This window comes from Euzebyella marina, from assembly GCF_003687485.1.
GTDB classification, from domain to species: Bacteria; Bacteroidota; Bacteroidia; order Flavobacteriales; family Flavobacteriaceae; genus Euzebyella; species Euzebyella marina.
This window is the reverse complement of sequence record NZ_CP032050.1, coordinates 1,668,474-1,689,238: the sequence shown is the minus strand read 5'-3', so window position 1 is coordinate 1,689,238 and position 20,765 is coordinate 1,668,474. Positions and strand designations below refer to the sequence as shown.

The 20,765-nt window shown below is 41.1% G+C and carries 15 protein-coding genes; 3 read left to right on the top strand and 12 right to left on the bottom strand.

Annotated features, from left to right (window positions below):
* Positions 1–3: 3 nt before the first annotated feature.
* Positions 4–237: a putative signal transducing protein gene (locus D1013_RS06915; RefSeq protein ID WP_121848166.1), complete on the top strand. Its 234-nt coding sequence runs from the start codon at positions 4–6 to the stop codon at positions 235–237.
* Positions 238–322: 85 nt separating this feature from the next.
* A complete protein-coding gene (locus tag D1013_RS06910; RefSeq protein ID WP_121848165.1) occupies positions 323–3,742 on the top strand; it encodes a HEAT repeat domain-containing protein in 3,420 nt (1,139 codons plus the stop codon).
* Here the strand turns inward: D1013_RS06910 and D1013_RS06905 are convergent.
* The 10 genes from D1013_RS06905 to D1013_RS06860 all read right to left on the bottom strand — a co-directional run bounded on the left by D1013_RS06905 (position 3,737) and on the right by D1013_RS06860 (position 15,028).
* On the bottom strand, positions 3,737–4,678 hold the full coding sequence (locus tag D1013_RS06905) for an NAD(P)H-dependent flavin oxidoreductase (protein ID WP_121850641.1): 942 nt from the start codon (positions 4,676–4,678) through the stop codon (positions 3,737–3,739). The two genes, D1013_RS06910 and D1013_RS06905, sit on opposite strands and share 6 nt — an antisense overlap.
* Before the next feature lie 112 nt (positions 4,679–4,790).
* Complete coding sequence (mnmA, locus tag D1013_RS06900; protein WP_121848164.1) at positions 4,791–5,981, bottom strand: tRNA 2-thiouridine(34) synthase MnmA; 1,191 nt, start codon at positions 5,979–5,981, stop codon at positions 4,791–4,793.
* A gap of 269 nt (positions 5,982–6,250) precedes the next feature.
* Positions 6,251–7,393 (bottom strand): DUF3800 domain-containing protein, encoded by a 1,143-nt coding sequence (locus D1013_RS06895; RefSeq protein WP_121848163.1) that lies wholly within the window; start codon positions 7,391–7,393, stop codon positions 6,251–6,253.
* 224 nt (positions 7,394–7,617) lie between these two features.
* The gene (locus D1013_RS06890) at positions 7,618–8,676 is read right to left on the bottom strand and encodes a S1 family peptidase (protein WP_121848162.1); all 1,059 of its coding nucleotides are present in this window, start codon (positions 8,674–8,676) and stop codon (positions 7,618–7,620) included.
* 435 nt (positions 8,677–9,111) lie between these two features.
* Positions 9,112–9,603 carry a YybH family protein gene (locus D1013_RS06885; RefSeq protein ID WP_121848161.1) on the bottom strand — a complete coding sequence of 164 codons (492 nt, stop codon included), beginning with the start codon at positions 9,601–9,603 and terminating at the stop codon, positions 9,112–9,114.
* 102 nt (positions 9,604–9,705) lie between these two features.
* Entirely contained in the window at positions 9,706–10,380 is a 675-nt protein-coding gene (locus D1013_RS06880) for a hypothetical protein (RefSeq protein ID WP_121848160.1), read from the bottom strand.
* Between the two features lie 339 nt (positions 10,381–10,719).
* Positions 10,720–11,412, bottom strand: a complete 693-nt coding sequence (locus D1013_RS06875) for a hypothetical protein (RefSeq protein ID WP_121848159.1) — start codon at positions 11,410–11,412, stop codon at positions 10,720–10,722.
* Positions 11,413–11,763: 351 nt separating this feature from the next.
* Positions 11,764–12,726: an amidohydrolase family protein gene (locus tag D1013_RS06870; RefSeq protein WP_121848158.1), complete on the bottom strand. Its 963-nt coding sequence runs from the start codon at positions 12,724–12,726 to the stop codon at positions 11,764–11,766.
* A 296-nt stretch (positions 12,727–13,022) separates the two neighbouring features.
* On the bottom strand, positions 13,023–14,480 hold the full coding sequence (locus D1013_RS06865) for a serine hydrolase domain-containing protein (protein WP_121848157.1): 1,458 nt from the start codon (positions 14,478–14,480) through the stop codon (positions 13,023–13,025).
* A 131-nt stretch (positions 14,481–14,611) separates the two neighbouring features.
* A complete protein-coding gene (locus tag D1013_RS06860) occupies positions 14,612–15,028 on the bottom strand; it encodes a VOC family protein (protein WP_121850640.1) in 417 nt (138 codons plus the stop codon).
* A 415-nt stretch (positions 15,029–15,443) separates the two neighbouring features.
* Here D1013_RS06860 and D1013_RS06855 point away from each other — a divergent pair, with 415 nt between their 5' ends.
* Positions 15,444–16,859, top strand: a complete 1,416-nt coding sequence (locus D1013_RS06855) for a fasciclin domain-containing protein (protein WP_121848156.1) — start codon at positions 15,444–15,446, stop codon at positions 16,857–16,859.
* A 283-nt stretch (positions 16,860–17,142) separates the two neighbouring features.
* On the opposite strand, the gene yidC is transcribed toward D1013_RS06855, so the two are convergent.
* Together yidC and D1013_RS06845 are read right to left on the bottom strand one after the other, a co-directional pair.
* Positions 17,143–18,999, bottom strand: coding sequence for a membrane protein insertase YidC (gene yidC, locus D1013_RS06850; RefSeq protein ID WP_121848155.1), 1,857 nt, complete (start codon positions 18,997–18,999; stop codon positions 17,143–17,145).
* Between the two features lie 94 nt (positions 19,000–19,093).
* Positions 19,094–20,731 (bottom strand): CTP synthase, encoded by a 1,638-nt coding sequence (locus D1013_RS06845; protein ID WP_121848154.1) that lies wholly within the window; start codon positions 20,729–20,731, stop codon positions 19,094–19,096.
* Positions 20,732–20,765: the final 34 nt, after the last annotated feature.

The window sequence follows — 20,765 nt, the reverse complement described above, 5'->3', positions numbered from 1 at the left end:
GCTATGAATTCGAGCTATAGAAAAATATTCTCCGGCAATCGCTACACCGTACAGAGAATCGAAGAAAAACTGAATGAAATTGAAGTAACTCCCATCATAAAAGATGAATCGGAATCGGCCCGTTTGGCTGGTTTTGCGGCCAATGTTGGGGGCGAATTGGAAATTCATGTTCACGAAGATGAATATGAGCGTGCCATGATGATTATCAGGGCTATTGCTGCACAGCAAGAAGATTAACAATATCTAGGGTAAATTTTTGAATAGTCTATACATTATTCCCTATTTTTATCTGCTAGCAATAATCCATACCAAATTATAACCAATGACAGTTACTTCAAGACTCAACTATCTACTACCCTTTGCCCTATCATTTGTCATTTTAGCCTCCTGTGACTCCGAACCCAAAAAGCCGAAAGAAACGCCCTTGGTGGTGCGTGAGGACTCTTTGACCGAAGTTTCACGGGCGAAGGAAATACTGGAAAGTATCTCCCCTCAAGTAGCCGAAGGGCTAGAACTGAGCCTCTGGGCTTCCGACTCTCTGGCGCCCGACCCGATTGCCATGCAAATGGACAAATACGGCAGGGTCTACCTCACCAGAACCAACAGACAGAAAAACTCTGAATTCGATATCAGGGGCTATCGCGATTGGATGACTCCTTCCATTTCTTGGGAGTCTCCCGAAGACCGTAGGGCCTTTTTACACAAGACCTTTGCTCCTGAAAACAGTGAAGAAAATGAATGGCTTAAAGACCTAAACGGCGATGGTAGCCATGACTGGAAAGATTTGGCAGTTGAAAAAGAAGAAGTTTGGATGCTTGAGGACAGTAACGGCAATGGCGTTGCGGATAAGGCCACCAGAATTCTAGAGGATTTTCATGATGAAATTACCGACGTAGCGGGTGCCCTTCTCGTGAGGGATGAAGATGTATTTGTAGGTGTAGGCCCTGATATGTGGCGATTGACCGACACGAACGACGATTTGATTTTGGATGAAAAGACCTCGTTGGCCAACGGTTTTGCCGTTCATATCGGTTTTGGCGGCCATGGTATGTCAGGTGCCACTGAAGGCCCCGATGGAAAAATTTATTGGGGTATCGGCGATATCGGTGCCAATATCACCACGGTAGATGGCGAAAAGCATAAATACCCTAACCAAGGGGTAATCGTTCGATCCAACCCCGACGGAAGTAACTTTGAGATTTTCGCTCACGGACTTCGAAATACGCACGAGTTCGTTTTCGATGCCTATGGTAATATCATTTCTGCCGATAACGATGGCGACCACGCCGGTGAAAGCGAACGCCTCGTTCATATCGTAGAAGGTTCCGATGCAGGTTGGCGAGCCAACTGGCAGTACGGTAAGTACACCGACGGCAAGAACAATGGTTATAATGTTTGGATGGATGAAAAGCTGTACGTTCCACGATGGGAAGGTCAGGCGGCGCACATCATCCCTCCTATTCAAAACTTTCATAACGGACCAACGGGTATGTTGTACAACCCAGGTACGGCCTTGGGCAAAAACTGGTTGGACAAATTTTTTCTTGTGGAATTCGTAGGTAACCCCGACCGATCTCACATCTGGGCATTCGACCTTCAACCAAAAGGAGCCTCTTTTGAATTGAAGAGCGATGAAAGTATTCTAAGCGGTGTGCTTCCTACCGGTATTCAATTCGGACCTGACGGTGCGCTTTACGTAGCCGACTGGATCAATGGGTGGAATACCAAAAACTATGGTCGTGTTTGGAAATTGGACGTTTCCAGCGGAAAAGACGACTTGGAAAAAGAAAGAAAGGAAACCGAAAGGTTGATGACCCTTGACTATGCCGAACAGTCCAATGCCCAGTTAAAAGATTTGCTTTCCTATTCCGATATGAGAATACGCAAGCGCGCACAGTTTCAATTAGTGAAAAATGGCTCTGATGGTTTCGAGGTCCTAAAAGAGACCGCTTTAAAAGGTCAAGATCAATTTGCCCGTATACACGCTATTTGGGGTATCGGTCAAAAAGCTGCTGAGGATTTGGGCAATGCCAAGGTTTTGGTCGATTTGCTTTCCGATAGCGATGCCGAGATCATTGCTCAGGCATTAAAAGTTTTAGGGGACGTAAAATACACCGACCCCGCCGACACCTATGTTGAACTGCTCAAGAACGATAACCCTAGAGTGAAGTTTTTTGCAGCGCAGGCCATTGGTAGAATCAAGTATGAAAAGGCCGTACAGCCCTTGTTAGATATGATTGTGGCCAACGATGACGAAGATGTATATCTGAGGCATGCCGCGGTTTTGGCCTTGACCAGAATCGGTAAGGCCGATCCTTTGGTTGCCTTGGCCGGTAATGAAGACAAAAGCTTACGTATTGCCGCCGTTTTGGTATTAAGAGCATTACAAGATGCCCAAGTTCAAGAGTTCTTGAACGACGAAGATGAATTTGTAGCTACTGAGGCCGCCCGTGCCATCAATGATGACTGGTCGATCAAGGAAGCATTGCCTGCTCTGGCCAACATGCTGAACTCAAAAGATTTCACCTCTGAGCCGTTGCAAAGAAGGGCCATTAATGCCGCTCTTCGCGTGGGCGGGGATAAAGAATTGGAAAATTTGATCGCTTTTGCCAAACGCCAAGACGTATCGAGCACGTTGCGTGGGGAAGCCTTGGCCGCTATCGGTATGTGGGCAGAACCTTCTGTTCTAGACCGTGTCGACGGCCGATTCAGAGGTGAAGTGAAGAGGGATGTTGAAGGAGTAAAGACCAAGATTGACAAAGATATTCCTGATTTTATAGAAGATAGAAACCCAGAAATATTGATAGGTATTACCAAGACCTTGGCCAATTTGGGTATCGACAGTCAGAACACCCGTCTTTTCAATATTATGAAGACGCACAAGTCGCCCGAGGTACGTTCCGAAATATTAAAGGCCCTTGGTGAACTTCAGTTCGACAATATCGAAGGCGCGATGCAATTGGGTATGCGCGATAAAGAACCGATGGTCAGAACGACCGCTGTTGGCTTGATTCCGCAATTGGAAATTTCGAAGGAAAACCTACCTAATGTGGTCAAGCCTATCTTTAAAAGCGGTTCGGTACGCGAACAACAACGTATGCTCAGTGTTTTAGGGGAACTTCCTGAGGAAAAGAGTGGTGATGTACTCGCCGGCCTTATCGCCGATGCCAAGTCCAACCGATTGAATGAAAGTGTTATTCTTGATTTGGTGGAAGCCGTTGAGGCGACCGAATCATCCGCGTTGATTGCCCAGTTGGAAGAAATAAAAGGGGATGGCAATTCGGTGGAAGCCTATAAAGAAACCTTGGTCGGTGGTAACCGTCGAGATGGCTACCGCGTGTTCAACAACAACCCGACGGCCCAATGTACCCGATGCCATGCCATTGGTGGTGCCGGTGGTACCGTAGGCCCACCACTTGAAAATATCGGAAACACCCTGACCAGAGAACAGATTTTAGAATCGCTCATCGAGCCTAGTGCCCGTTTGGCACCTGGTTATGGTAGTGTGTCCCTGACCTTAAAAGACGGACAGAAAGTCAACGGAATTTTGGAGGAGGAAAATGAGCACGAGCTTATTTTAAGAACCAATCAGGCCGAACCTTTAGAAGTGCCTCTTTCGAGAATATCAAAAAGGGAAAATATGCCTTCGGCCATGCCTGCCATGGGTAAATTGATTACCAAAAGAGAATTAAGAGATCTTATCGAATTTCTTGCGGAACTAAAGCAAGAACCGAACTCATAAGTTAGCGGCCTCCTTTTTGGCCAAGTTAAATTCTGACATCAAATCGGCAACTATGTCCGCTGCCGGTTTGATGTCATGTATTATAGCGGAAACCTGACCGATTTCCAATTCACCTTCTTCCATATTGCCTTCGAACATACCCAGTTTGGCCCTACCCCTACCCAATAACGATTTTAATTGCTCCACTGAAGCTCCTTGTGCATAGGCCTCTTGCACATCGTTGTAAAACTTGTTTTTGATCAACCGCACGGGTGCCAATTCCTTTAAGGTAAGATGGGTAGCCCCTTCTCCTGCTTCTACTACGCTCCTTTTGAACAGTTCGTGCGATGAGGCTTCGTTACTGGCTACAAAACGTGTACCTACCTGTACCCCATCGGCACCGAGAATCATGGCGGCCAGCATGGCCCTTCCGGTAGCGATACCACCGGCAGCGATCAGGGGAATCTCGATTTGTTCCTTAACGGCCGGAATAAGTGCCAAGGTGGTGGTCTCATCCCTACCATTATGGCCTCCGGCTTCGAAACCTTCGGCTACGATGGCATCAACCCCGGCTTCCTGGGCCTTGAGGGCAAACTTGACACTGCTAACCACATGAACGACCTTAATACCTTTTTCCTGTAAAACGGACGTCCATGTTTTCGGGTTTCCGGCAGAAGTAAAAACAATCTTCACTCCCATTTCCATGATAATATCCATCAATCGGTCGATATCGGGATACAGCATGGGCACATTCACGCCAAAAGGCTTATCGGTTGCTTTTTGACATTTATAAATATGCTCGCGCAATACTTCTGGGTACATGCTTCCGGCACCCAGAACGCCCAATCCACCGGCATTGGAAACCGCGGAAGCCAATCGCCAACCGCTGGCCCAAATCATTCCGGCCTGCACGATCGGATATTCAATTTCAAATAGTTCGGTGATTTTATTGGGCATGGGCATATGTTTTATTTAAGTCAAATAAATGGTCAGGTCGAGCGGAGTCGAGACCTCATCCAACTGTGAAACAATGTCCTCTCGCCTGCGCTCAAGGTGTCATCGTTACTCCTTAAGCAATCACCCCCGAACCCAAAAGCTCGTCGCCTTGGTACCAGGCCACAAACTGCCCTTCGGTAATGGCCGATTGCTTTTCCTCAAAGTCAACATAGAGTCCGCCATCGATTTTATACAGGGTTGCTTTTTGCAAGGGCTGACGGTAGCGAATGCGGGCCATCACCTCCATTTGCTCATCGGGTTGCAAGGCCAAATCGGTACGCACCCAATGCAGCTCGTCATCGGATACAAAAAGAGTTTTACGGTACAGCCCTGGGTGTGCCTTGCCCTGCCCCGTATAGATGACGTTCTCATCAACATCGGTCTCGATGACAAAAAGCGGTTCTTTGGTTCCGCCGACATCCAAGCCTTTGCGCTGCCCTTTGGTAAAATAATGGGCACCTTGGTGCTCGCCCACCACTTTGCCATCTTCTAAATGATAGATAGGTTTGGTAGCGTTAAAGGCCAACTCGGCCTCTTTGGATGCAAATGGGGGAACCTCCCTACTGTACTGCGACACATCGGAAGGCACCTCAACAATCACCCCTTTTTTGGGCTTTAGTTTCTGTTGCAAAAACTCGGGAAGGCGTACCTTACCGATAAAGCACAGGCCTTGAGAATCTTTTTTATCGGCGGTGATCAAACCGTTTTCAGCAGCAATTTGGCGTACCTCCGGTTTGGTCAGCTCCCCAATCGGGAACAAAGTTTTCGACAGTTGCTCTTGCGACAATTGGCAAAGAAAGTACGACTGGTCTTTGTTGCCGTCTACGCCCGCCAAAAGGCTGTATATTTCCTTTCCGTTGGCATCAACGGAAGTGGACTTGCGACAGTAGTGGCCCGTAGCCACATAATCGGCCCCCAATTGCAAGGCTATTTTTAGAAAGACATCAAATTTTATTTCGCGGTTACAGAGCACATCAGGGTTGGGGGTTCTTCCCTTTTCATACTCGGCGAACATATAATCGACAATACGTTCTTTGTACTGATCGCTTAAATCTACAGTTTGAAAAGGAATGCCCAACTTCTCGGCCACGATCAATGCGTCGTTGCTATCTTCCAACCACGGGCATTCTTCGGAAATGGTCACGGAATCATCATGCCAGTTCTTCATAAACAGACCAATGACCTCATAGCCCTGCTCCTTTAACAGATAGGCCGTTACGCTGGAATCGACCCCACCGGAAAGCCCTACCACTACCTTTTTCATTACGTTTTATTTAGCGTACAAAATTAGTGATTCTTGGGGAATATTTAGAGGGTTTGGACCGGGATGACTTGGGGTTCACCTTTAGGTGTCCGAGCGAAGCGACCGATGAATATCTGAAAAACTGTTGGAATGATATGAATCATTGTGCATCGGTCTCGTGTATGAGTAGTAGCGGATTTTATGCACTAGCTTTTCGGATTATAACTGACCTTTATTTTATATGTTTTGAATCGTTTTATCACTTTCGCCCCAATTGTTTATAGCCAATGTTAGCGTACGTTATTTATTAGTTCTTTTAGTTTTTCAAATTCCTTTTCGTTCAGAATGTCGTATTCGTTTGTCGTAGCCAAAAGAATAGCATTCCTACATTCCTCAATCCGTCTCAAAACAGGAAATACAATACTCTTTCCGTGTTTTATAAACTTTTTCATATCGTGAGCCGAAGTTGGAATTTTATATCCATCTCTACTACTTGCAATCAACAATCCATTGTCTCTTAAATGTCCAATTATTTTAGAACTAAATTGTTCTTTACTCAAATCCTTTTGTCTGTTTACATTCAGATGCTTAATAAATTCAGCAGATGTAGTATATTTCTTTGGATGATTTGATTGATGGTAAAGCAAGAGTAGTTTTGCAAAATTTAAACGGTCAAGGTTATCTTGACTATTACCAGTTGTTTTGTCTATGTAGTCAAAAACTCTATTTAGTCCTAAAGTTGCAATCGTATCATCATATTCGTTAAATGTCTCTTCTTCATTGAATTCCTCTGATTTATATTCTTTGGGGAATTGATTGAGACTTATAAGCTTATCAGATAAAATTTCTGCAAATTCAGATGACTTGTCCGACTTTTTATTTTCATCAAAAATATAGCCAAGTGTGCCAGCCATAAAATCAGCAAGTTGAACTCCTAAATCATTATGACTTTTTTTAATGTTGAATTCAGAACCCGTAAATAGATTTCGGATGTGATTTTTCTCTACATACTTTTTAAAACTTCTCATAAAATCATTTCCACCGTGTTCGTCAACTTTCAATTCGAGTTGTGGAAATGTTCTGTATAGTTCCTTGTAAAGTATTCCGTTTAAGAATTTGTAAAAAGATTGTTTAAATTTAAAGCCTTCTCCAAACAGTTTCCTTTTGTCTATAACAACGGCATAAACTGAAAAATTAATTGATTGAAGTTCCTTTAGTATTAAGATTCTCCTTTTGTGATTGTACTTGACCTTACTTGATTTAATTTCTCCAGTTTGAAAGTATTTTTTTCTGATTGATTCAAGCTGTTCTTGGATTTCTGGCAACTCATCCTGATTCATTATAACACTTGCAATAATGAAATGGCTACCTTGATTTTCAAAATCAAAGGAATTATTTCCAAATTCGTCTGCAAATGCTATTACTCTCTTCATTTGGTTTTAATGTACGCTAACGGTCTCGGCTATGGCAAGTAGGGCAGGCAAGGAAACTTTTCGTTTCCGTCTGCGCTAGTAGCCAAAGCTTTTTGTTTTGTTTTTATCTTTTTCATATTAAAAGCCAAATCCAAAAGATTTGGCGGACTTGGCAAGCACGCCAAAGCCATTAAATTTAGAACTTTATGCCCTATTTGCTATAGGTATTGTTGGCAATAGTTATTTTATAATAGTCCAATTACATCAACGGGAATTAGTCCATGCTTTTCAGTCTGATTTGCTTGAGACATTTTTTCCGCTCCCGTAACAGCTATTCCAATAACTTTATTTTCTCCATTAATTGCAGGACCTCCACTATTGCCAGAAATTAGTGGTGTATTAACCAAAACATGCCTTATACTGGAGTATGTCCTAAAACCCACAATAAGGCCGGGACAAAATATTCCATTATCACCTATGTTATAATTTGGAAAGCCTGCCACAGCAATATGCTCCATCTGTTTTAAGTTATCGGTTGAGCCAATTTCTAACCCTTCACTTAAAAATCTTTTATCAGCCTTCAGAATTGCTACGTCAATTGTAGAGTTATATCTTTCAACTATAGGGTCAAACTTATTTACAAAGTCCTTGCCCCTAAATAACTTCAAATCTTCTAATAATTTGCCTGTACTTTCATCCCTAATGCAGTGATCACAAGTTATAATTCCCACTCCTTTTAAGTGAAAGGCTGTTCCTTGAAGCATCCCACTCTCACTTTCTATTACATATATATTGTCTAAAATGGTTGTGGTATCATAAGTTGGCGGGGTAGGTATTGCATCTTTGACCCGCTTAGTGTTCATCTCCAAAACCTTAGGGACAACTATATTATTTAACCAGTCAATAATATTTTCTGTGATATGTGGCCAACAAAGTTTTGTTTCATTTTTCTCTCCGACGTATGTGAACAAATCAAATGCATATCCTTCATTTTTAAGTATTTCGAAAGATTGGCCGAATGTAGGAAAAGGATTTTGTAAGTAAACTTTTTTTGCCAATTCTATGATACGTTGCTCTTTTAGTTCTCCGCAAACAGGAATTTGACCACTAGTATCTTTTATTTGAAGACAAAAAAAATCGTTGTCTCCAAAAGAATTGCTTGTGTATCCAATCTTAAATGGAAAAAACTCGGAGTATTCTGGAATTTGCTCTTTTATTACTTCTTTAATGTGTCCAACAATCGACATTCCTGCCGTACTGATGTTTTCTTTCAAATCCCATTCTTGGACGTATTTTCCAGTCATATTGAAGTAGCATTTGTAATTATTGCCAACATCTAGATATCTTGAACTTCACAATACCTATGTATCTGTATATTACTATTTAATAAATCTAAAATTTTGATGTTTCGTACATCAAATTAAGCAGCATACCATCATACACTTGCTCATTTGATATGTTTTGGGGGAGAGTTTTAATCAAAAAGATTAAAACCTAAATATAGCTAAAATCTTATTGGTAGACACCTAAATTCTATTACAGTTAATTAAAATGAAAGGTTACCAACAACAGACGTTTTAGGGTAACTGAGTCGAGCTTAAAACAGGGTGTTTTGGGTTTTGGGCTTGATGTAATTTCTAAAATAATCTTACTAAAAAAGCCCCATAGGGGGCTAACAATCTTCAATTTTGGAACTGACTAGGGTGTATGAAACGACTACTTATGTTCAAAGGTTTTTTTTAGTCTCTTAACTTATTGTGTGCTTGGCTTATCATATGATTGATACAAACCCAATTACCATCGATTAATTTATAAACTCTTAAATGATTTATTATTCTATCATCCATTGGACTTCCATCAGGCCATTTTTGTCCGGTTCTTACATTTATTGAACGTGCTAGGGCAATTTCTTTACTAGGAAATGTGATATCAGGTTTCTGATAGTTGTTTTTACCTGCCATAACAAAATCAAGACCAAAGATGGTATCCAAAAGACCACGAAGTTCTTCTTTGCCATGCCTTCTATCTCCGAATGCATTCGTCCAATCTATATCTTCCGAATATCCCTGAAGCACCACTTCTAAATTTTTTGTTTCCCAGCCCTTATCAGAATCATCAATTAATTTTTTGATTACCTCCAAGTCGCTAGAACGGTTAGCAATTTTATTGTCTTGATCACAAGAAATCATAATAATTAAAATTACCGAGAGTAAGAGAAGGGTTCTTTTCATTTTTCTACTTTTTGTTTCTTAATGTTCACAGCGGTTTTGGCTATTCGCAAGTCTCCATGGGCATTGCCTTGAAATCGTATTATACAAGGGAATTCGTTATTGTTAGGATCCGATTTCCGATCTATCCAATGAAAGTTTAGTATAAAATATGCCTAAAGACAAAGGGACCAAGAAACATGCGATGGCAAATATCACAACTGATGTAATTCCGAGAACTGCTAAAACTAAAGAGCTTATCAATATAACTAACATGATAATGGCCAACCCACGTGATACAATACCCTGTTTGCTAAAACCTTGTTGAAAATAGATGATGCATACGCTCAACTGAAATAAAGCTCCCACATTAAATAGATATAGAGGCGTTCCGCGTATAGTTTCGAACAAATAAGGTTGGTCATCGATCACCTTCAGGGCATTAAAATAGCTTCCAAGGCTGATGGCGAATGAGACTATTAGCAATGCGCTACCTATAAGATATATGGACCAAAAGAAACTTGATGGAAACCACCCAATTTTTTTAGTATCCTTTATAAGAAGTATGGATGCAATTGCCAGAAAAACATTTCCGAATAAAGCCCAATTCCAAATTGAACTCATTTCATTCCAATTCTTGAATAGAAATTTTCCTGCTTCATAATCTGTTCTTTTTATCTCTACGATTAGTGAAGCCCAACCCGCATTTACTTCAAGTAATATGCACATTATAGTAGTTAAGGCACCTAGAATCAGTAGAATGCCCCCATACCGAATTTCAGCTCTAGTTTGATATTCCATTTTTAATGTTATTGGTTATTCATACGCACGTCAATACTTAGATATCTGAAAAAACCAAACACCTAAATAATTGAACTACAATATTTAAGAAATATAAAGTTTCAATAATCTGTTTATCATGCTGAGCTTGATGCAATCGTACTTGAGGGATTGATATGCCGGGGGAGAAATTTTAACCTTTGAGAGTAAAGGTATATAATATAATGGTTAACAGCTACTTACATTTCAAAAAATCTAAGAATGGTGATAAAAGGGCAACCCATGATACTTACTTTATGCTATAATTGCGAGCGTGGTTAAAATGTGGTGTAGATTGTCTCCCCAAAAGATTTTCTAAACTTATGAATTGACCAATGGTCGAAGGAAATCTGCTAATATTTGAAAAGGAATTCCTAGAACAAACTGAAATAGTATATAAATAAGAAGCCCTATCCAGCTCGCTTTAAAAACTCTTCGATACGCCATTAGGTCATACAGAAATAGTAACGAAAAGGGAATTAAATAAATAACTACTAGCGCATTGAACATTTCTAACCCTAGAAAACTATAAAATCGAAGAATGCCTGCACCACTTAAAATAATGATACTCATTAAGTAATAGCGTTTATGGTAATGTGCGTTGTAGCGGTATTTATAACCGAGAGCTACATAGATTATTCCCATCAGCATTAGTGCCAATTCGCTACCCATAAAGGCATATGGGGCAGGTTCAAAGGAAAGCGGTTTGCGCAGCAACACCACGTAGATACCCGTTATAAAAATCAAAATAATCAACGGAACCGAGATGTTGCCCAACTTCATATGTAACCTTTTCTTATGAAGCATGATCAATAAGACCTGAAAGAAAAAAAGGAAATACCAGGCAGCCCCTAGCGTTCCATGAATGATGGCCCGTACAGGAATCTCTCCACCATTGGAAATAATTTTGGTTGAAGAGTATCCAAAACCTATGAAAGCTGTGCCTAAATAATACACGGCCATCACCGAAAAAAAGTAATGATCGGCTTTTTTAGTTGGAATGGTCTCTATCATCTTATCCGATTTTGTGGTTATTATGTATGACTATCAAAAAACAGACAGGAAGGACGCCCTACTTGCTTGTTTAAAATTCGGTATGTATGAAGGGGAACTTGCGTGTATGGCCGTTCAAAGAATGCCACTTTGTTAATAAAATACTTGATTTTACTAGAGGGGAAAGAGTTTTAATCTTGAAGATTAAATTCTAAATATAGCTAAAATCTTACGGTTAAGCACGTTTACTTATCTACTTTTACTTAAAGATGAGGTTTTACCAGCAACCTACGTTTTAGGGTAACTGTGGTGGGGGGTATTAATGGGGTGATCAAGGGGCTGTGCAAAGGTTACCGTTGTTGTGAGCAATATTTATCTTGATTTTAATTCTTTTATTTTTTCTTCCGATAAATTCAAAAATTCCGCAGCATTATCGAAGAAAATATCTTCTTTTTGCTCTAAAGTCAGAAAATCAGCTGAATTTACCGCATCCACTGCAATATCAATTGTCTCTGGCCAAACCATTTGGTCGGTTCCAAACATTATTCTATTACCAAACCCAGAATCTACTAATCCTTTCAGGAAGTTGCGAAGCTCTTCTTTTGGTAATATCCAATCTATTGCGGCAATGTCTAAATACAATTGAGGATGGGCATATAACATAGCTTTCATATCATCCAAATAAGGCCAGCCACCGTGCATTACGTATACTTTTAGTTTGGGATGACTCACAAGTACTTCTTCGAGTTGTTTTGGGTTGGCATTTCTTACCCTAACTCTGTCCTTTCCCATATAATAAATTCCTCCAGGTGGTCCACCAGGCATAATGTGAAATCCAACAGGAAGATTTTGTTCCTCTGCTAAATCAAAAAAAGGTTTTTGACTATCATCATCTGCTGTTATTCCGCCATAGAATGGATTAAGTTCTCCAATCGCGGAAAGATTTCCATTTTCAGCCATTTTCCTTAAACTGTCCAAAGGCATATTTCTACCACTGATAAGAATTTTGTCTGGTGCGTCCTCAAACCATATTTGTCCATCCGAAGTTAAAGCGAGAACTATATTGTGCTTTTCAAATTTCTTGAAGGTTTCTGCTTTTTGTTCTTCAGGTGTCTTAACTCCCTTGTAAGTCTCATTTTTTAGTGGATTAGGGTGGTCCATTCCGAACATCATTCCGCCTATTTGTTCATTATAAGCATGAATATGCATATCTATAATAGGTCCCGTATAAAGTTCAATTACTATTTCTGTTTCACTTGCAGCATTCTGCGTTTCATTTTTGCAACTATGAATAGCAAAACAGAAAACAAATAATGTAAAGATTTTAATTTTCATATGGTTGGGTTTTATTGCTCACAACACATAGATATCTTTAACTTCATTATATCTATATATCTGTATATTACTATTCTAAAAATCTAGAATTTTGGTGTTTTGTATATCAAAACAAGAAAGATACAATCATGTTCTAGCCTATTCGATATGATGGGGGAGAGATTTAATCAAAATGATCTAAGCCTAAATATAGGTAAAATCTTATTGGTAGCCGTTGGACTTAATTTACACGTAATTTGAAATAGCAACTAACGTTCTGGAATCTGTGGGTCGACTTAAAAGGGGCGTTTGGGGTTCTATTCACTTAACTTCTTGATCATATTTTTTGCATGATTCATCAATCGTTCTCTACCTACAGGGTTCATGTCTACAACCTTTTTATAGTACTCTATGGCCAACTCATTTTTATCTTCAGCCTTGTAAGCGTAGTATTGACCTAAACCATAATACCCACCAAAGAAATCTGGGTATTCAACGGTAATCGTTTCAAATATCATTTTTGCCTTCTCAGGCTCACTATTAAAATAGCTGAAGCCTAAGCCAACAAGCCCATCTTCAGAAATATCGTAGTCATTGCTATTGACCTTTATTTCTTTCAGTTTGGTGGCCACATTTTCTATTCCATGCTCTTCCACTTCTCTTCTAAGTACTATCTCGGCAGGCATAGGTAGTCTACCGTTAGAGAAATGGCTCGCCAAAAACAGCGCTTTTCGTTGGAGTCCACCTAAATTTCCATTATTGGTAAAAATGGCAACGGTAAGTCGTTCCGAAGGTATTCTCATGGTAGTGTTCAGAAAACCGATGGTACTACCCCCATGAGCCAAGTATTTTATTCCTTTTATTTCTTCTATTTGCCAACCAAAACCATAGCCTTTTCCATCAGTTGTACCATTTTCGTCCCAATTTGAAAAGGCATCTTGTAGTAAGTCTTCTCTGATTAGGGTTTCGGTATACAAAGCCTTATCCCATTTGGCGTAATCACTTACCGAGGAGTAAATTCCTCCATCCCCCTGAATGGCAGACCAAATATTTTGGTCTTTCTTCTCAAAATTATTTTCCTTCACTTTATAGCCATACGCCCGGTTCTTGATTTGCGAATCGCTCAGGTATACGGTGCTGTTGGTCATGCCTAACTTTTCAAAAATCGCTTCGGTCATAAACTCTTTAAAGGTTTTGCCTGAAACCCTTTCAATGATCATGGCCAAAACAGCATACCCAGAATTGCTATATCTAAATTGGGTATTCGCAGGGAACAAAAGACTGTCTTGCGCCATAAGTAAATTGAGCACTTCTTTATCGACCAGTTGCTTTTCTGAATCTTCTGGATAGAGTTTGGCGTAATCTTGTAATCCCGAGCGATGCGTGAGTAAATTTTTTATGGTAATCTCTTGACCATACTCAGGAAATTCAGGAATTACCTCTGTAAGTTTGGTCTCATAGTTCAGCTTGCCTTGATCGATTAAAATTAGAACACCCATGGCGGTGAACTGCTTGGTTACCGAGGCAAGTCTATAATTGGTTTCGCAATTGGCAATAGTCTTATTTTCCAGATGGGCGTATCCGAAACTTTGACAAGCCAACATTTCCCCATCTTTTATGACTACAAAACTGGCACTTGGTTTTTCACCTGTGTAGTTACGAAACAGAAAATTTATGAGCTCTTGATCAACCTCACTTTTTTTGACCACTGCTTCGGAAGGCTTACAAGCACCGATGATGATTAAGAGAAATACTACTACATAGCTATTTTTCATTTTATAAATGTTGCGGCGAAGGGGGTTGCCAATTTGAAACACAGGATTTAAAAGCTACTTAGCTTTACGAACTACCCTTAATTATTCACTTTCTATCATAATGACCGTATGTATATGACCTACGTACAGACTTACTTGTTGTCATTGTACAGCAGATTGAACTTGTGGCCGTCTGGGTCGGCAAAAACACAAACGAAAAAACCATTCTCATCATAAAACTCTTTTCGGTCATTATTGGAGTCAAAAAAGATTTTTCCACCTGCCTTTTTGATTAGTTCAACCCACTTGTCATATTCGTTTTTGGTTTCCGCGGCCAGAGAAAACATGACTTCGTTTCCTTTAGCTAGATTACACAATGCTCCTTCTAAGCTTTCCTGCAATTTCTCCTTTCTGAAAAAGTGAATGACAAAGTTGTTGTCTCCAAACAGAAAGCTAACTGATTCCTTAGTGGGGCGCCCATTTAACTCAAACCCTAATTGTCGATAAAAATTCTGGGTTCTCTCGACATCATCTACTCCCAAATTGGCCCAAATCATCTTTGTCTTCATATAACTGGATTTTAGTGCTTTTAACTTGCCTACTAAGCATTTGTACATTCAAATCCCCAAAAAACCTTTTCTATTTAAATCGAACACTACATAAATCCTCGTCATAGTAAAATGTATATCAAGAACTGACTATAGAAATGATATTATCATCTATTGGATATGTTGGGGGAGAGATTTAATCAAAATGATCAAAGCCTAAATATAGGTAAAATCTTACCGTCAAGCCATGACCTTCTTTCTTTTACCAAAAGTTAAAATTGCTTTTTGCCCTTCTTTTGATTTAAAAGTGTTAAACTATTTATCAAATAAGTTAAACAAAACTAATTCATGGTTCTAAATTGCTGCAGCTTTCAACGGTGTACAACACGCCCAAAAATTGCTTCTAAGAAAATTATTAACTATTAATCCATGAATTATGAAACTTAACAACATTAAATTACTGGTTCCCATGGTGCTCATGCTCTTCTTCGCTGTATCATGTAGTGACGATGACAACGGGGTCACGATTCCAGATCCTGACATGGAAGAAGAAATGGAGGAAGAGGAAGAAGAGGAAGAAGAACAACAACAATCAACAGTTGTAGATTTAGCGGTGGCTACCGCCGATTTGAGTATTTTGGTAGAGGCCCTGACCGAGGCCGAATTGGTAGAAACTTTACAGGGCGACGGTCCTTTTACCGTTTTCGCCCCAACAAATGCTGCTTTTGAAGCATTTTTGGCAGACAATAACTTTACTTCGTTAGACGATGTACCCGATGATGTGTTGGAACAGGTTTTATTGAACCATGTGGTTTCAGGCGATTTAATGTCCGGCGACCTTTCTACCACCTATGTCAGCTCACTTTCTACCGCAGGTGTGAACGAAATGAACCTGAGCCTTTTTGTTGATACGGCAGACGGAGTTATGATTAACGGTTCTACCGTGACCACGGCAGATGTTGATGCCTCCAATGGGGTCGTGCATATCGTTGACCAGGTAATCGGCCTACCGAACCTTGTTGACCATGCTTTGTACAACGCCAATTTTTCAGAAGTAGTCGGTGCCCTCACCATGGACGGTAATACTACGTTTACCGACCTTTTAAGCGATGGTGAACAGATGTTTACCGTTTTTGCTCCTGTAAATGAGGCCTTTACCGATTTTGAAAACCCTAACGGAAACGAATTGAATACCATTTTAGCGAACCACGTAATTGCCGGCACCTCTTTGGCAGCTGCCGACCTAATAAATATGTATGCCAATACAGCGGCTACCAATGAAGATGGTGATAATTTGAGCATTTACGTAAACGTAGACGATGGAGTTCAATTGAACGGACAAAGTATGGTAGTGGTTAGTGATGTGGTCACCACCAACGGAATCATTCATGCGGTAGATACCGTAATCGACTTACCGACCGTGGTTACTTTCGCAGTGGCCGATAGTGAGAACTTCTCTAGCTTGGTTGGTGCCTTAACTGCCGAAGGGCAGCCTGATTTTGTTTCGGTATTAAGTTCTACCACCGACAATGCGCCTTTCACCGTATTTGCACCTATTAACAGTGCTTTTGCCGCTTTGGAAGAAGTACCTTCGGGCGAGACCTTGACAGCGGTCTTGAACCACCACGTGATTGCCGAAGCCAATATCGTTTCGGGTGATTTGAGCGACGGATTGGTTTCCCCTGCGACCTTAGAAGGCGATTCGGTAACCTTTACTGAGGCCGATGAAAGCTTTACCATCACCGATGGTGCCGGTAACATGGGCATTGCGATTGTAAAAGCCGATGTTCAGGCCATTAATGGTGTGATCCACGCAGTTGATACAGTTTTGATTCCCGATACTGAAAATTAATACCTATTATGATAGATAGAAAGGCCACCCAACGGGTGGCTTTTTTTATGCGCGATACTTCACCGAGCTATGACATTGATTGTAGTCTAAAAACTTAAGACACACAATAATCTGTAGTTAGCATACAAAATCAGACCCTTGACAACTCTCTTTTTTTGCATCGTTAATTTAGTTGCATCTTCACAGTCCCAAATCTTACCAAACCAGCCTAACTAATGCTAAAAAACCCTGACCTATCCGGTCAGGGTTTTTGCATTTTATCTATTTATGTAAAGGATGATTTTTAGCGCTTGCCAGATTTTTGTTGGCGTTCGGCTTCTTCCATCATTTGACGCATTTTCTTCTGGAACCTATTCTCTTTCTTAGGTTTCTTTTTATTCTCCTGTATCTGCGCGTGGATCTTATCGTTATCTAAAATAAAGTTCTTGATCACCAACATGATACCGATAGTAATCAAGTTAGAGACAAAATAGTACAAACTCAAGCCACTGGCGTAGTTGTTAAAGAAGAAAAGCATCATTACCGGCATTAGGTACATGATAAATTTCATGTTCGGCATACCAGGCTGTTGAGGCATGTTCTGACCGGTGGTCATCGTCATATAGAAAAAGATAGCTACCGATGCCAAAATCGGGAACAAACTAATGTGATCCCCATAGAATGGAATATTGAACGGCAACTCTGCAATCGTATCGTACGAAGAAAGGTCGTCTGCCCACAAGAACGACTTCTGCCTTAAAGCGAACGAAGTCGGGAAGAACATGAACAAAGCATAGAAAATAGGCATTTGCAACAAAGCAGGTACACAACCGCTCATGGGGCTAACCCCAGCCTTACCATATAATTTCATGGTTTCTTGCTGTTTCTTCATCGCATTGTCCTTATACTTTTCGTTCAGTTCGTTGATCTCCGGTCTTAAGACCTTCATTTTGGCCTGCGACAAGTACGATTTGTACGTGGCCGGTGACATGGCCACACGAACCAAAATGGTCATTACAATAATAGCGATACCGAAAGGCAAGAACGAACTTAAGAAGGTGTAGAAAGGGGTGAACACGTAACGGTTCAACCAGCCGAAAATACCCCATCCGAAAGAAATGGAATCATCAAGACCCAACTCTTCGTACTGTTCCAACACCTTAATGTCGGTCGGCCCATAGTACCAATGTAGGTTATGGGCAAGCTCCCCTCCTACCAAATCCAACGGAATTTCGGTACTGAACGCTTTGGTAAATTTGGTCTCTTTGCTTTCTTCTTCCACCAGGTTCTTAGAAGTGAAATCGGCCGTTTTAAAATTGCCTTGTCTTGTAGCCAAGATCGAGCTAAAGAAATGTTGCTTGTACGAAACCCATTTAACATCGGCCTCGGTCTCTTCATCATCACCACCTACCGATAGGTAATCGATTTTATCGTCTTCATAGTTATAGGTAATTTCGGTGTACCTGTTTTCATATTCCACACTTTGATCAAGGCGAATACTCTTCAAATCCCATTGCAAGTTAACAGGGCTGCTACCGTTGATGATGCCGTTCAGACCTTGTGACCTAATGGTAAAATCGACCATATAGTCATCTTCTTTCATCTCATAACGGTACTCTAAAAACGAGCTGGGGCCGGCCTTTGCCTTCATCGAAAGCACTTGGTTTCCGCCACTTGTACTTACCGAAGGTTCAAAGTATAAATCTTTGGTGTTAAGAACCCTGTTATCGGAAGTGGTAAAGTTCAGCCCGAAAGAGGCATTGCCATCTTTGATCAGATAAACAGGAATAGAGTCGTAAGTATGAAACTGCTTCATACGCGCCTCAACGATTTGCCCGCCTTTATTGCTGATCTCTAAAGACACCAATTTGTTTTCCAATTTGGTGGTCTTTTCACTGGGTTGGGTAAACCCGAAAGCGCCTACATTGCTTTTATAATTGGCGACGGCGGTCGAATCTTGAAGGTTCAGCGGTGGGGTGTTGGTCGAGTTGTCTTGCAAACCCTCATTTTCGTTGGCCTCTTTGGCTAATTGTTCTTGTTCCGCCTTTTGGGCCTCAAGTTCTTCAGGAGTCGGTCTGTTTTGGTAAAACATAAAGATGAGAATCCCAAAAATCAGTACAAACCCAATAATGGACTTGATGTCTAGTTTTTTTTCTTCCATTGAAATCTAATTACAAAAGCCTCTGGTCGTAAGGCTTATAAAAATGTCTTGGTTAGTAATTGACGAACCGCAAATATACGCCCAAACGGCAAGTTTATGCCATACTGGCATTAGTTTGTTTCTTTTTATAGGCCAAGGCAGCTTTTACGAAGCCCACGAACAACGGGTGCGGATTGGCTACCGTACTTTTGTATTCAGGATGGTACTGAACACCGATAAACCATGGGTGGCCCGGTAATTCAACAATTTCTACCAAGTTGGTCTCTTTGTTGATTCCCGAAGCTTTTAGACCGGCCTTATCAAGGGTTTCTTTGTACTCGTTGTTGAACTCGTAGCGATGGCGATGGCGTTCGGAAATTTCATCTACCCCCTCATACACATCTTTGACCAAACTACCGTCTTCTAACTCGCAACCCCAAGCACCCAAGCGCATGGTACCGCCCTTATCGGTGATATTTTTCTGCTCTTCCATCAGGTTAATGACCGGATTTTCAGAATTACCGTTCATCTCGGTAGAATTAGCATCGGTCAGACCGACCACATTTCGGGCATATTCGATTACGGCCATTTGCATACCTAAACAGATACCTAAAAATGGTATTCCGTTTTCACGGGCATAGCGCACCGCATTTATTTTTCCTTCGATACCGCGCTCACCAAAACCGGGAGCGACCAAAATACCGTCCAAACCTTTCATTTTCTTTTCAAGGTTGTTATCGGGAAGGTGTTCCGAATGAATGGACCTGATGTTCACTTTGACCTCGTTGGCGGCCCCTGCATGAATGAACGATTCGAGTATCGATTTATAAGAATCTTGCAGTTCAACATACTTACCGATCAAACCGATGGAGACCTCGTGCTTCGGGTTTTTATGCCTTTCCAAGAATTGGCTCCACTGGTTCAGGTTGGGTTCGGTAATATTCGGCAATGCCAATTTTTGTAGCACCACCTTATCCAAACCTTCTTCTTGCATTAAAACAGGAACGTCATAAATAGTAGAAGCATCGATGGATTGAATAACGGCCTCTCTTTTCACATTACAGAAAAGCGCCAATTTATCTTTGATCTCGTCCGAAATTTGATGCTCGGTTCTACAGACCAAAATATCGGCCTTGATACCGCTTTCCATCAAAGCTTTGACGGAGTGTTGTGTCGGCTTGGTCTTCAGTTCGCCCGCAGCAGCCAAATAAGGCACCAACGTCAAATGGATAACAATGGCATTGTTCTCGCCAAGTTCCCAAAGTAACTGTCGAACTGCCTCTATATAAGGTAAAGACTCAATATCACCGATAGTACCGCCAATCTCGGTGATAACAATATCGTATTCACCGCTGTTGCCCAAAAGCTGAATACGCTCTTTGATCTCATTGGTAATGTGGGGTACGACCTGTACGGTCTTTCCCAAAAACTCGCCCCTTCGCTCTTTATCGATTACGCTTTGATAGATTCGGCCCGTCGTAACATTATTGGCCTGTGACGTCTTTACGTTCAAAAAGCGCTCGTAGTGACCCAAATCAAGGTCGGTTTCGGCCCCATCATCGGTTACATAACATTCACCGTGCTCATAAGGGTTGAGCGTACCCGGATCAACGTTGATGTAAGGATCTAATTTTTGAATGGTGGTTTTGTATCCGCGTGCTTGAAGCAACTTAGCGAGTGATGCGGCTATAATACCCTTTCCTAGAGAAGAAGTAACACCTCCCGTAACGAAAATATACTTTGTCTGCGACATATTGGTCTTCTTTGTTACGGGGCACAAAGATACA

Excerpts from the sequence above, each read along its gene's own strand:
- D1013_RS06915 (WP_121848166.1), top strand. The coding sequence starts at position 4 with ATGAATTCGAGCTATAGAAAAATATTCTCCGGCAATCGCTACACCGTA.
- D1013_RS06910 (WP_121848165.1), top strand. The coding sequence starts at position 323 with ATGACAGTTACTTCAAGACTCAACTATCTACTACCCTTTGCCCTATCA.
- D1013_RS06905 (WP_121850641.1), bottom strand. The coding sequence starts at position 4,678 with ATGCCCAATAAAATCACCGAACTATTTGAAATTGAATATCCGATCGTG.
- mnmA (WP_121848164.1), bottom strand. The coding sequence starts at position 5,981 with ATGAAAAAGGTAGTGGTAGGGCTTTCCGGTGGGGTCGATTCCAGCGTA.
- D1013_RS06895 (WP_121848163.1), bottom strand. The coding sequence starts at position 7,393 with ATGAAGAGAGTAATAGCATTTGCAGACGAATTTGGAAATAATTCCTTT.
- D1013_RS06890 (WP_121848162.1), bottom strand. The coding sequence starts at position 8,676 with ATGACTGGAAAATACGTCCAAGAATGGGATTTGAAAGAAAACATCAGT.
- D1013_RS06885 (WP_121848161.1), bottom strand. The coding sequence starts at position 9,603 with ATGAAAAGAACCCTTCTCTTACTCTCGGTAATTTTAATTATTATGATT.
- D1013_RS06880 (WP_121848160.1), bottom strand. The coding sequence starts at position 10,380 with ATGGAATATCAAACTAGAGCTGAAATTCGGTATGGGGGCATTCTACTG.
- D1013_RS06875 (WP_121848159.1), bottom strand. The coding sequence starts at position 11,412 with ATGATAGAGACCATTCCAACTAAAAAAGCCGATCATTACTTTTTTTCG.
- D1013_RS06870 (WP_121848158.1), bottom strand. The coding sequence starts at position 12,726 with ATGAAAATTAAAATCTTTACATTATTTGTTTTCTGTTTTGCTATTCAT.
- D1013_RS06865 (WP_121848157.1), bottom strand. The coding sequence starts at position 14,480 with ATGAAAAATAGCTATGTAGTAGTATTTCTCTTAATCATCATCGGTGCT.
- D1013_RS06860 (WP_121850640.1), bottom strand. The coding sequence starts at position 15,028 with ATGAAGACAAAGATGATTTGGGCCAATTTGGGAGTAGATGATGTCGAG.
- D1013_RS06855 (WP_121848156.1), top strand. The coding sequence starts at position 15,444 with ATGAAACTTAACAACATTAAATTACTGGTTCCCATGGTGCTCATGCTC.
- yidC (WP_121848155.1), bottom strand. The coding sequence starts at position 18,999 with ATGGAAGAAAAAAAACTAGACATCAAGTCCATTATTGGGTTTGTACTG.
- D1013_RS06845 (WP_121848154.1), bottom strand. The coding sequence starts at position 20,731 with ATGTCGCAGACAAAGTATATTTTCGTTACGGGAGGTGTTACTTCTTCT.